At 67.8% G+C, this 11,959-nt stretch carries 13 protein-coding genes and 2 tRNA genes; 4 read left to right on the plus strand and 11 right to left on the minus strand.

The annotated features are described in order from the left end of the window. Positions 1 to 26: 26 nt before the first annotated feature. From OXI49_08690 to rpsT, 3 genes are all read left to right on the plus strand, one after another. Positions 27 to 605 carry an OmpA family protein gene (locus OXI49_08690; protein MDE2690576.1) on the plus strand — a complete coding sequence of 193 codons (579 nt, stop codon included), beginning with the start codon at positions 27 to 29 and terminating at the stop codon, positions 603 to 605. Positions 606 to 688: 83 nt separating this feature from the next. Beyond that, the gene (gene ybgF, locus OXI49_08695; GenBank protein MDE2690577.1) at positions 689 to 1,432 is read left to right on the plus strand and encodes a tol-pal system protein YbgF; all 744 of its coding nucleotides are present in this window, start codon (positions 689 to 691) and stop codon (positions 1,430 to 1,432) included. 76 nt (positions 1,433 to 1,508) lie between these two features. Continuing rightward, positions 1,509 to 1,808, plus strand: a complete 300-nt coding sequence (rpsT, locus tag OXI49_08700) for a 30S ribosomal protein S20 (protein MDE2690578.1) — start codon at positions 1,509 to 1,511, stop codon at positions 1,806 to 1,808. A 26-nt stretch (positions 1,809 to 1,834) separates the two neighbouring features. On the opposite strand, the gene OXI49_08705 is transcribed toward rpsT, so the two are convergent. The 7 genes from OXI49_08705 to OXI49_08735 all read right to left on the minus strand — a co-directional run bounded on the left by OXI49_08705 (position 1,835) and on the right by OXI49_08735 (position 6,032). Further along, positions 1,835 to 2,386, minus strand: a complete 552-nt coding sequence (locus OXI49_08705; protein MDE2690579.1) for an LptE family protein — start codon at positions 2,384 to 2,386, stop codon at positions 1,835 to 1,837. A gap of 22 nt (positions 2,387 to 2,408) precedes the next feature. After that, positions 2,409 to 2,912: a transcription antitermination factor NusB gene (gene nusB, locus OXI49_08710; protein ID MDE2690580.1), complete on the minus strand. Its 504-nt coding sequence runs from the start codon at positions 2,910 to 2,912 to the stop codon at positions 2,409 to 2,411. Between the two features lie 13 nt (positions 2,913 to 2,925). Continuing rightward, entirely contained in the window at positions 2,926 to 3,393 is a 468-nt protein-coding gene (gene ribH, locus OXI49_08715; protein MDE2690581.1) for a 6,7-dimethyl-8-ribityllumazine synthase, read from the minus strand. A gap of 21 nt (positions 3,394 to 3,414) precedes the next feature. Then, positions 3,415 to 3,491 (minus strand) — tRNA-Pro (locus tag OXI49_08720). Positions 3,492 to 3,558: 67 nt separating this feature from the next. Then, positions 3,559 to 4,035: a MerR family transcriptional regulator gene (locus tag OXI49_08725; protein ID MDE2690582.1), complete on the minus strand. Its 477-nt coding sequence runs from the start codon at positions 4,033 to 4,035 to the stop codon at positions 3,559 to 3,561. 111 nt (positions 4,036 to 4,146) lie between these two features. Continuing rightward, positions 4,147 to 5,484, minus strand: a complete 1,338-nt coding sequence (gene der, locus OXI49_08730; protein ID MDE2690583.1) for a ribosome biogenesis GTPase Der — start codon at positions 5,482 to 5,484, stop codon at positions 4,147 to 4,149. A gap of 20 nt (positions 5,485 to 5,504) precedes the next feature. Next, on the minus strand, positions 5,505 to 6,032 hold the full coding sequence (locus tag OXI49_08735; protein ID MDE2690584.1) for a hypothetical protein: 528 nt from the start codon (positions 6,030 to 6,032) through the stop codon (positions 5,505 to 5,507). Positions 6,033 to 6,106: 74 nt separating this feature from the next. On the opposite strand from OXI49_08735, the gene OXI49_08740 reads away from it, so the two are divergent. Then, a tRNA-Leu gene (locus OXI49_08740) sits at positions 6,107 to 6,193 on the plus strand. An 8-nt stretch (positions 6,194 to 6,201) separates the two neighbouring features. Here the strand turns inward: OXI49_08740 and rsmD are convergent. The 4 genes from rsmD to ahcY form a co-directional block, all read right to left on the minus strand. Next, positions 6,202 to 6,774 carry a 16S rRNA (guanine(966)-N(2))-methyltransferase RsmD gene (rsmD, locus tag OXI49_08745; GenBank protein MDE2690585.1) on the minus strand — a complete coding sequence of 191 codons (573 nt, stop codon included), beginning with the start codon at positions 6,772 to 6,774 and terminating at the stop codon, positions 6,202 to 6,204. Next, on the minus strand, positions 6,771 to 8,486 hold the full coding sequence (locus OXI49_08750) for an amidohydrolase (protein MDE2690586.1): 1,716 nt from the start codon (positions 8,484 to 8,486) through the stop codon (positions 6,771 to 6,773). The genes rsmD and OXI49_08750 overlap by 4 nt, the downstream gene beginning before the upstream one ends. Next, entirely contained in the window at positions 8,486 to 10,264 is a 1,779-nt protein-coding gene (locus OXI49_08755) for a LysM peptidoglycan-binding domain-containing protein (protein ID MDE2690587.1), read from the minus strand. Before OXI49_08755 ends, OXI49_08750 begins: the two co-directional genes overlap by 1 nt. Positions 10,265 to 10,342: 78 nt before the next feature. Further along, positions 10,343 to 11,800 (minus strand): adenosylhomocysteinase, encoded by a 1,458-nt coding sequence (gene ahcY, locus OXI49_08760; protein MDE2690588.1) that lies wholly within the window; start codon positions 11,798 to 11,800, stop codon positions 10,343 to 10,345. Positions 11,801 to 11,959: the final 159 nt, after the last annotated feature.

An 11,959-nucleotide genomic window follows, 5' to 3' on the forward strand; every position in this document is an offset into this window, starting at 1 on the left:
TTCCAGGCTTTAGGAGTAGTCCCCGCATGTTGGCCAGAAGGTTCTCTGCACTCTTCCTGTCGGCTCTCGTTCTGCTGGCCATCGGTGCCTGCAAGAAAGCCGAACCCGAACCGCCGCCGCCACCGCCACCGCCGGCTCCCGCGCCCGAGCCGCCGCCGCCGGAACCCGTACCGCCACCACCGGAACCGCCCGTCGAGCCGGCGTACGTCTCGCCGTGGTCCGAGGACATCGTGGAAGCGAACGACGAAGTCCATGAGAAGGGTCTGCTGGGCGACGTCTACTTCGAGTTCGACAAGGCGACACTGACCGACGCGACACGGTCCCAGCTCGGCAAGAACGCCGACTTTCTCAAGAGCCAGGATGGCGAGGACTTCGTCATCACGATCGAAGGCCACTGCGACGAGCGGGGCACGAACGACTACAACCTGGCCCTTGGCGACCGCAGGGCGAACTCGGCACGCGACTACCTCACCTCCCTCGGCATTTCCGGCGATCGCCTGAAGACGATCAGCTACGGAGAGGAGCGGCCACAGTGCGAGGAGTCGAACGAGGACTGCTGGCAACTGAACCGGCGCGCCTACTTCCGCGTAACCGACCGCATGTGACGCGGCTGGCGCGAGGACGCGCCAGCCGGATACTGGCGGGTGTTCTGCTGGTGCCGGCGTTAGCCTGCACCTCGTCTACCCAGTTGACGGAACTGGAGGCCGGGCTGGCGGCCCTTGAGCAGCAGGTCGCTTCCTTCCGGTCCCAAACGCCCACCCGCGACGACCTGACCGTCGTAGCTCGTGCCGTCGAAGAACTGCTGGAGAGCGACGTCAGCGCCAGGGCGGACCTGAAGGAGGATCTCCGCCAGATCATCGCCGAGATTGAAGCCCTGCGAACCTCGACCCAGGAACAGCGACGGACCCTCAACGCGTCTCTTGAACGAATCGGCCAGGTGAGCGACGAGTTCGACCTCCTTCAGGGCCAGCTTGAGCGCCAGGAAACGATCCTGGCCACGCTCAGCGAGCGGCTTGAGGCCAGCCGCCAGACCCCTCCCGCCCAGTCCGTGGAGCCGAAGACGCTGTACGACGCCGCCTACCAGCGCTACCTGAGCGGAGACTACGAACAGGCAGCGACCGGCTTCGAGCGGTATCTCGACACCTTCCCCGACGGCGAGGACGCGGACAGCGCCCAGTACTGGCTTGGGGAGTCGTACATGGGACAGGGGAGGTTTCGCACGGCGATCGACGAACTCGGCCGGGTCGCTGAACGCTACCCGTCCAGTGACAAGGTCGCTAGCTCCATGCTGCGCATTGGCGTGGCGCACATCGAACTCGGCGAACGCGAGTTGGGCAACGAGATGTTGCTCCGCGTCAGGCAGGAGTATCCGGACTCGGACGAGGCGGCCCTGGCCCTGCAGCAACTCGACAACCCGGCCGACCAACTGTAAACTGCGCCGCCGGCGCTGGTAACCCAAGGCTCGGCCAACACGAACCCTACGGCCCCGAGCCCAGAGAGAACACGAAATGGCGAACAGCAAGCAGGCCGAGAAGCGCATCCGGCAGTCCCTCATCCGGCGAGATCGGAACCGGGCCGCGATGTCCAGACTCCGCACCTCGATCAAACAGCTCCGCACCGCCGCGGACAGCGACGTGACGAAGGCGCACGAGCTTCTCCCATCGACGCTCAGCCTGATCGACGCGACGGCCCGAAGAGGCGCGATCCACCCGAACGCGGCGGCCCGACGCAAGTCGCGCCTGACCAGGCTCGTGAATCGTCGCGCCGAGGCGGCCGCCACGGCAGCACCCGCCGAATCTTCCGACTGAATCGTCCGCGGCGGCGCGGATCGTAGTCAGAATCCCTCGAGCAGGTCCGTCACCATCGTGTCGGCGAAGCGTTCGGCGCTGTCTTCGATGGCGATGTTCTCACGGTCGAAGAAGTCGCTGTCGGCGCTCTCGACCTCGTAGCTCTCCTTGAACTGGTAGCGATCGTTCGCCCAGATCACCTCCCCTTCCTCGCCGGTCGGCGTGGGAATCCGCCGGAACGAAACGTCAGTCACGATCGCCAGTTCGTACTCTTGGGCGCGGCCGTCGCTCGTGAACGTGATCGGCGCCACGCGGAATGCCGTCACCGCGCCGCGAATCACAGCGTCCGCCTCGTCCTCGGTCGCCACCAGTTCGAACCGCGGCCGGGTCACGAGTTCGTCGGCGATCGCCTGAGTGAGGAACTGCTCGACCTCGACCCGAATGGTCCGGTTCTCGAACGGCTCCAGGAACACCCGCCGAATGTCCTCGGGGATGTTCGAGGCCTTGCCCACCAGGGTGTAGCCGCAGCCGGTCAGCGCCAGGCCGACGGCAAGGACGGAAACCACCGCCACGAGTCGCACCGGCCATGCCGCCTTCATCGCCATCAGCCTAGCAGCAGGGTCAGCGGCTGGCATCCCGGCCCAGGGTGGCCAACAGAGCGTCCAGGATTCCGTTGACGAACCTCCCCGACTGCTCGGAACCGAACTTCTTGGCCAGCTCGATCGCCTCGTCGATCACCACGACAGCAGGCACGTCCGGCTGGTGACGTAGCTCGTAGACGGCAAGCCGCAGGACATTCCGGTCGACCAGGGGCATTCTCTCCAGCCGCCAGTTCTCCGCCTGCTCATCGATCAGCGCGTCGATCGATTCCTGGTTGACGAGGCTGCCTTCCAGTAACGTGCGCGCGTAATCCAGCGCCAGCTTCGAGGCCCGCAGCGTGGCGCCCGCGTCGGCGGTTTCGGCGCGGAACGCATGGACATCGAACTCGCGGACCAACTGCGGTGGCTCAAGCCGCCCGACTTCGCGCTGGTAGAGCATCTGCAGCGCCATCTCACGTGCCTGGCGGCGTTTTCCCGCCGGGGCACGGCCAGTCGTCTGGGCTGCCGCGACTCCCGTCCTGGTCATCGCCTCGTCCTGGTCATGGCCTCAACGACCGCAGCAGAACCGCCATCTCCAGGGCAGCTTCCGCGGCCTCCTGGCCCTTGTTGCCCGCCTTGCCGCCCGCCCGAGCCACCGCCTGGTCCGCATCATCGCAAGTCAGAACACCAAAGCCGACGGCGAGTCCGGTCCGTGCCGTGACTCGCGCACATCCGGCCGCGCACTCGCTGCAGATGTACTCGAAGTGCGGCGTCTCGCCCTGGATCACCGCTCCAAGCGCCACCAGGGCATCGAACCGCCCGGTATCCGCCAGGGCGTCCAGAGCGGCCGGCACCTCCCAGGCGCCAGGGACCCGGACCAACTCGATGTTCTCGTCCAGGACACCGTGCCGCAGCAGCGCCTCTCGCGCGCCGGCGATCAGTCCTTCAACGATGGCGCCGTTGAATCGCGCCGCGACCAGACCGAGCCGGAAGCCAGCCGCATCGGCTGCGGTCTTCACGTCGTGCACGGGCCGTCACCAGGGGGTGGATGGTCGGGACGGCGAGATTCGAACTCGCGACCCCCTGAACCCCATTCAGGTACGCTACCAGACTGCGCCACGTCCCGACCGAAGGGCATTCTCTATTGGATTGCGGCCCTTTGGCAACACGGTAGCGCCATACCGCGTTCACCGCTAGTCGCTTTCGGCGCCCGCTTCCGGCCTGAGTTCGGCGACGAGCTGGCGAGCCTGAGCGACCAGCGCCGCCACTCCACCTTCCAGCCGCTCGACGCGTCGGGCAAGGGCCCCGATCTCGCTCGTGTCGACGGGCGGAGCCTCATCGACCGGCGAACCCTCGTCGACGGCCGCGTCCTCCTCCACCTCGTCCGCCGGCGACTGACCACCATTCGGCCCGTCTTCCGTTGCAGGAAGCAGGGGCCGGCCGCGGAGCCGACCGTCCTCCAGTTCCGCCGCCAGCTTCTTCTTGGCCCTTGCGATCGTGTAGCCCTCGTCGTAGAGGAGCTCCTTGATCCGACGAATCGTCTCCAGATCCTCTGCATCGAAGTCACCGCGGCCCCCGCCGGCTTTCCTCGAGGCCAGGGCCGGGAACTCCGTCTGCCAGTAACGGAGTACGTAGGGCTGGATATCCAGCAACCGGCACGCATCGGCGATCTTGTACTGCTTGGAAATGAGGGGCCTCCCCGGCTACGCGTCAACTACGCCCGAGCGCGACCGAGAAAGGAGGGCAGTTTCCGGCTGGAGTGCGACCGTACGAACGAAGGATTATACGAAACGCGAAGATCCGCGGCTTGCGTCGGCGTCGCCCCTCCGCTCCCGCACCACGATCCGAAGCGGAACTCCGTCGAGCCCGAACGTCTGCCTGATGCCGTTCTCGAGATACCTGCGGTAGTTGTGGCCGCGCTTGAGACGTCGGTTCGCGAACAGGAGAAAGGTGGGAGGCGCGCCGGCCACCTGGGTCGCGTAGAAGAGCCGCCAGGGCCTCCCGCGCTCCGCCGGCGGTTGATGACGAGCCACGATCCGGCGAACTTCGCGGTTGAGTTCGGACGTGGGCACCTCCAGGCGATGCCGTTCACCGACCCGGTCGAGCGCGGGCATGACGTTTCCCACTCCCCGACCGGTCAGGGCGGAGACGTTGACTCGAGCCGGTTTGGCGAACAGTTCGGAAAGCCGGTCCCAGCCCGACTCCAGCCGCTCCCGCTTCTCTTCGTCCACGAGATCCCACTTGTTGCAGGCCACCACGGCTGAGCGGCCCGCCTGCCAGGCCACGTCGCCGATCGCAAGATCGCCGGAACCTATGCCCTCGCTCGCGTCCACGACCAGGACCACGAGTTCCGCCCGCTCTATCTGGCGACGGGCAAGCATCACCGCCAGGTCCTCGGGGGCGTCCTGGACCTGGGAACGCCGCCGGATGCCTGCCGTGTCGACGAGCAAGTAGTCCGGACCGCTGTCGCGCTCCAGCAGACTATCGATCGGGTCCCTGGTAGTGCCGGCAGTGGGAGAGACGAGCGTCCGTTCCCTGCCCAGCAGGCGATTGACCAGCGAGGACTTGCCTACGTTCGGCCGGCCCACGACCGCGACAGGCGGCGCCGGCGGCACGACCACACCGGAGGCTGCCGGAAGATGTCCGGCCATCTCCCTGTGCAGGGACTCGAAACCGGCGCCATGCTCCGCCGACAGGAGCACCAGCGCGTCGCCCCCCAGGGCGTAGAACTCGTGGTAGCCCTCCGTGGCGGCCCGCGTATCGGCCTTGTTGACGACCACGACGATCGGCCGGCCGCTGGTCCGGAGGCGCTCCATCACCTGTTCGTCCGCGGCCGCCAGCCCGTCCCTGCCGTCAACGACCAGTAGCAGGACGTCGCTCTCTTCGACCGCGAACTCGACCTGCGCGTTCAGGCCCAGAGGGTCGTCGCCCGGGACCAGGCCGCCCGTGTCGATCAACTCGACGGCGCCGTGCCCCTCCAGCTCGAAACGCCCGACGAGGCGGTCTCGCGTGACCCCCGGCGTGCCGTGGACGATCGCCTGCCGGCGACCGATCAGCCGGTTGAAGAGTGTCGATTTGCCAACATTCGGGCGACCGACGATGGCGATCGCGGCGGGCATGGGGAAGGACGATCGCGCTGCTACGACTCGAACTGATGTTCGATGCGCCGATCGATCACCATCCAGCCCTCGTCGCGGCGCTTGAACTGGTAGCGAACGCGGTAGCGATCCGTGGCGGACGACAGCAGCCGTTCCGTGCCGCTCGCGAGCGAGTCGATGTCCCAAACCTCGATCGTCGTCACCGCCGCGTTGGAGTACCGCCAGACGTTGATCCGCTCGATCTCGAAACTCTTGAGCATCGGGCGCAGGGTGCGGCTTGCCTCCATCTCGAGATCGTGGACGCGTTTCCTGACGGTGGCGATCTCCTTGGGCACGGCACCCGAGGCAAGTGCGTCAAAGTCTCCCTCGGCGTAGGCGTTACCGAGCTTGGGCAGGTAGTCGGCCAGGACGATCTCGATCGCGATTCGATCCTCCTCGGAGGCGCCGTCCGGCCCCGTCTCAGCGCAACCAGCAGCTCCGCCGGCGAGCAGAATCGCCGAAATCACGACCGTTGGGGCGGACGCCCTGGGAAGACGGGCGAACGGACACACCTGGGTTGAGATGCTCATGAGATGAGACTAGCAGCCTGCTGCTGATGAGCCGATATGCGGATAGAATCCCGCTCCGGCTCAGGCCGCAGCCTGCGAAAGTGGCGGAATTGGTAGACGCGCAAGATTCAGGATCTTGTGGTAGCAATACCGTGGGGGTTCGAGTCCCCCCTTTCGCACCACGGCCCGCTCAGGTGTAGATGGCCAGCGCGCTGTCCCCGTAGCGCTTGTGCCGCCGCAGCCTGAACCTCCCGGCTGCCGCCGGCGGCGGGTGCCGGCTGGAATGTTCCAGGACGATCTCGCCCCCGTCCACGACCACCGCGGAGACGACGCCGAGCAACTCGCAAACGCCGGCCGCTTCGTAGGGCGGATCGACGAACACGAGGTCGAACGCGACTTCCCCGTCCACCACCTTCTCCAGGTCCCCCGGCAGAACCGCTGCCGCCAGACGTAGATCGTCCGCGCCGAGCGCTTCCCGGCTCTCCCTCATGCAGGCCTGGGCGAGGGAACTCCGATCGACCGCCAGGGCGAAGCCGGCGCCGCGAGACAGGGCTTCGAACGAGACGGCTCCAGAGCCGGCATAGAGCTCCAGCACGCGACTGCCGTTGACGCGATCGCCCCAATGGGAGAACAGGGCCTCGCGCACGCGCGCCTGGGTCGGGCGGGCGCCCTCTGGCGCCGCCAGCCGGCGCCCGCGCCAGTAGCCGCCAAGCACCTTCACGCCCCCCGGGCGCTTCGCCGCGGCGGACCGGCGACGGCTCATCCGGTGGGCGACGGGGACAACGGCAGGCGGTACGCGAGCCGGCCGCCGACGATGGTGTAGACGACCCGGGTCCCCGGGATCTCCTCCTCCGGGATGGTCATGATGTCCCGCGACAGGACGGTCAGATCGGCGTACTTGCCGACTTCCAGGCTTCCCTTCGTGCCCTCCTCGAAAGCCGCATAAGCGGCGTCGATCGTGTAGGAGCGCAGGGCCTCTTCGCGGGTCATCCGCTGTTCCCCGTAGAAGACCTCGCCATTCGCCATCCGGCGAGTGACCGCGGCATGGAACGACGCGATCGGATCGACATCCTCGACCGGCGCGTCCGTGCCGTTCGTAACGACGGCGCCGGAGTCGATCAGGTCCCGCCAGACGTAGGCGCCCTCCGCGCTCCGCTGCTCGCCGAGACGATCCGGCACCCAGGGCCCGTCAGACGTGCAGTGCACAGCCTGCATCGAGGCGATCACGCCAAGTTCGGCAAACCGGGGCACATCGTCGGGATGGAGGTGCTGAGCGTGCTCAACGCGCCAACGCTTCGTCCGGTCGCCGGCCAGAGCCCGCTCGAACAGATCCAGGGTCTCCCGATTGGCCCGATCACCGATCGCATGGACACAGAGCTGGAAGTCATGTTCCCGCGCCAGCCGGGCGGTTTCCTCCATCACGCCGAGACTCGTCGTGTTCAGCCCTGCGGACTGCGGCATGTCCTCGTAAGGATCGAGCAGCCAGGCGCCGTGCGATCCCAACGCCCCATCGATCAACCGCTTGATCCCCCGGACGGTGAGGAAGCCGTCGCCGCGGTCGATCATCCGATAGCGGCCCAATCTCTCGGCCAACGCCTCGTTGTTCTCGCTCACCATCACCCAGAGCCGCAGCGGCAAGGCGCCGTCGTCCGCCAGCTGCCGATAGGCGTCGATCAGTCCGAAACTGGAGCCCGCGTCCTGGAAGCTCGTGATGCCCTTGGCCAGGCACTCTTCGCCAGCCAGCCGCACGACCTGCCGCGCGTAGCTAGGCTCGAGGCTCTCCGAACGCAGCCCGGCGACGAGGGTCTCGGCGGTCTCCCTGAGCGCGCCGGTCGGCCGACCGTCCGCGTCCCGTACGATCTCCCCGCCCTCCGGATCGGCCGTCGCGGCATCGATGCCGGCCAACTCCATCGCCCTCGCGTTCGCGAACGCCATGTGGCCGCTGGCATGACCGAGAAGCACGGGGTTCTCCGGAGACACTGCGCTCAGGCGGTGGTGCGTCGGCAGTCCCTGAACCGCCGGAACCGGCGGATCGGACCACTTCGACTGGTGCCAGCCCCTGCCCAGGATCCAGGCTCCCGGCTCTGCCTCCGTTACTGCTTCCGCGACCTGCGCGACGATCTCGTCCCAGGTTCGCGCCCCATCGAGCGCCAACTGGAGCCGGGCCTCCCCAACGCCCCAGAAATGGCCGTGTCCCTCGATGAACCCGGGAACGCCCAGCCGCCCCTCCAGATCAACGACCTCCGTGTCCGGCCCGATCCACGACCGCGCCTCGCCGCTCGAGCCGACGAAGACGATCCGACCGCCGGAAGCGGCAAGCGCCTCTACCTCTGCCGGAACCGCCAGGGTCACCAGGCGGCCGTTCAGGACCACCAGGTCCGCCGGATCCGGACCGCCTCCCCCACAGCCGGTCAGGGCGACTCCGAGCAGCGCCCCGAGGACCGGACCGCAGCGCGCACCGGCACTGGGGTCCATCATCCCGCCGGGATGCGCAACGTCTGGCCGACGATGATCCGGCTGCCCCGCAAACCGTTCGCCCGCTGGATCTCCGCCGTGGACGTTCCGAAGGTCCGCGCCAACTGGCTCAACGTGTCGCCGCGCCGGACCCGGTAGACGACTTCCTTGCCGCCCGCCGGGATCCGCAGGCGTTGCCCGGCATGGATCAGGTCGGGCCTGCGCAGGTCGTTCGCCGCTACCACCGTGGCGACCGTCACGCCGTACTTGCGGGCGATGCGATTGACCGACTCGCCGCGCACCACGACGTGGACGATCTCAGTCTGAGCAGGTTGCTCCGTCCTCGAAGCCCTCTCCGCGGGCGGATCGACCGCGGCTCGCCGGATCGGCGGCGGGGCCGCGCGACCGGAACCGGGTGTCGGGATCCGGAGGCGCTGACCGACGTAGATCCGGTCCGCCCGCGGCAGGCGGTTGGCGCGCTGGATCGCGGAAACGGAGGATCCGAATCGCCGGGCGATCCCCCCCAGGGTGTCGCCCCGCCGCACCCGGTAGCCAAACGCCGCCTGCCGATCGGGCTTGCGCTCGGACGGCAACTCGGCGTAGGCCAGTTCGAACTGCTCCCCCGTTCCCGCCGGCACTCGCAACGGATACCGGGGCGGCACCAGCAGGGAGCCGGCAAGCACCGAACGGTCGAGCGCCGGGTTCAGCTCCGCCAGATCGTCCATGTCCACGCCGGTGGCGGACGCCAGGTCGGTCAGGGCGACGTAGCGCTCCCGATCGACGACGTCGAACCGGATTTCGGGGAACGGCTCGACGCCGGGGAAGTACCGCTCACGCTCCGCGAAGACGATCACGGCCGCCAGGAACTCGGGATAGAAGTTCCGGGAGGCGAAGCCGAACGTCCTGGACCGGTACTTCTCGGCGATCACGCCGATGTCCCGCGTGTCCAACCGCCGCACGGCCCTCGCCATGCCGCCGGCGCCGTGGTTGTACGCTGTCAGCGCCAGCGGCCACGCCTCCAGCGACTCGTGGTCCTGGCGGAGCTTGCGAGCCGCGCCTTCAGCCGCGAGCAGAACATCCGAGCGGGCATCGACGGCCTCGTCCATCTGCAGAAAGGCCCGGCCGGTCGAGGCGGTGAACTGCCAGGCGCCCGACGCACCGACCTTGGAACGGGCGCGGTAGTTGAACATCGACTCGACGAAAGGCAGGCAGCGGATCTCGACCGGCAGGCCGTACTCCGTGAGGATTCGCCGAATCCCCGGCATGAACATCCCGGAGATCTCGATCGCCTCTTCGAAACGGTTGCGCAGCCCGCGCTGCGAGCGGATCAGGCCGGCTGCTCTCCTGTACTTCGCCCTGCCCCCGTCGATGTGCTCCATGCGACCGGGTATGGCGCGGAGATCCGCCGGCAGACCCGACGCCGGCCGTCCCGCCGCGAGATCGCGCAGCGCCTTGGCGATCCGGTTCATCTCGGCGCGAACGCGCCTGATCCGTGTCCGGTCGATCTCGAGTTCGGACGAACCCATCGCCCGCAGATCGCCCATGTCGACGACGCTGTAGACGACGTCCAGGTGCCGCTCGTCGTGCAGGATGACCTGATCGCTGCTGTAGGTAGCGAACACGTCCTTCCAGAACTCGACCGCAGCCTCGAGGTTCTCCGGCAACGGGAACAGCGCCGGATCGACCGCCGCGTGGTAGCGCTCCTCGGCCGCGGCTACCGACGCGACCAGAACCAGCGCCGCACCGCAAACCAGGATCAGCCCGGGAAGCCGGGCGCCACTCCTTCGGTTGCTCTGCATCGAGACCCGTATCTTACTGAAAAACAGGGACTTACGCATCTCCGAGGGTCCTCGTTCCGGATTCGCTACGGGCAGCGATCAGTACCGGTAGTCGTCCCGCTTGTACGGACCGTTCACCTGCACGCCGATGTACGAGGCCTGCTCCTCGCTGAGCTCGGTCAACCGGACGCCGAGATGGTCCAGATGGAGGCGGGCAACCTCCTCGTCGAGGTGTCTCGGCAGGAGATACACCCTGTTCTCCCGGGGCTGATCCCCTCTTGACTGGGCCGTGCGGTGCAGGTCGATCTGGGCCAGCACCTGGTTGGCGAAGGAAGTCGACATGACGAAACTCGGGTGGCCGGTCGCGCAGCCGAGATTCAGCAGCCGGCCTTCGGCGAGAACCAGGAGGCTCCGGCCGTCCGGGAAGATCCACTCGTCGACCTGGTCCTTGATGTTGCGGTTCGTGATGCCCGGCAGCCGCTTCAGGCCGGCCATGTCGATCTCGTTGTCGAAGTGGCCGATGTTGCCCACCACCGCCTTGTCCTTCATCCGCGCCATGTGTCCGGCGGTGATGACGTTCCGGTTTCCGGTGCAGGTGACGAAGATGTCGGCGGTCTCCACGACGTCTTCCAGGCGCGCGACCTGGTAGCCCTCCATCGCGGCCTGGAGCGCGCAGATGGGGTCGATCTCCGTGACGATCACCCGGCAGCCCTGGCCGCGCAGCGACTGCGCGCAGCCCTTGCCGACCTCCCCGTAGCCGCAGACGACCGCCGCCTTGCCGCCGAGCATCACGTCGGTGGCGCGGTTCAGGCCGTCGATCAGGGAGTGCCGGCAACCGTAGACGTTGTCGAACTTGGACTTCGTGACCGAGTCATTGACGTTGAACGTCGGGCATAGCAGCGTCCCCGCTTCTTCCAGCTCGTACAGGCGGAGAACTCCGGTCGTCGTTTCCTCGCTGATTCCCCGCAGCCCGCCGGCCATCCGCGTGAAGTAGTTCCCGTCCCAGGAGCGGACGCGCCGGATCAGATCGAGAATGACGCCCCACTCCTCGGGCTCGGTCTCCGGGTCGAAGTCAGGCACGTCGCCGCCGCGCTCGTACTCCACGCCGCGGTGAATGAGCAGCGTGGCATCGCCGCCGTCGTCGACGATCAGGGTCGGCCCGCTCGCGTTCGGCCAGTCCAGCGCGCGCAGCGTGCACCACCAGTACTCCGGCAGCGTCTCGCCCTTCCAGGCGAACACTGGCACGCCCTTCGGGTCCGCGGCGCTGCCGCCCCGCTCCGGCGGACCCACGACCACCGCCGCGGCCGCCTCGTCCTGGGTCGAGAAGATGTTGCAGGACGCCCAGCGCACCTCGGCTCCGAGGTCGATCAGGGTCTCGATCAGCACCGCCGTCTGCACCGTCATGTGCAGGCTGCCGGTGATCCGCGCGCCGGCGAGCGGCCGCTCCGCACGGTACCGGCCGCGCAGCTCCATGAGCCCCGGCATCTCGTGCTCGGCGAGTTCGATCTGCCTGCGGCCGGCATCGGCCAGCGAAAGGTCGGCGACGGAGTAGTCCATGCCGCTGGAGGCCGGGAAGATCTCCCGCTCCGCTCCGCTCCTGGGCGCTGCCGCCGCTCCGTCCGTAACGGTCAGCCTGTCTGTAATCGTCATCGTCTCGGCTCTCCAGGGACCCGAAGAGCGGGTCCGCGGTCAATCGTCGGCATGGGCCAGGGTTCC

This window comes from Acidobacteriota bacterium (assembly GCA_028875725.1).
In the GTDB taxonomy this organism is placed as follows: domain Bacteria; phylum Acidobacteriota; class Thermoanaerobaculia; order Multivoradales; family Multivoraceae; genus Multivorans.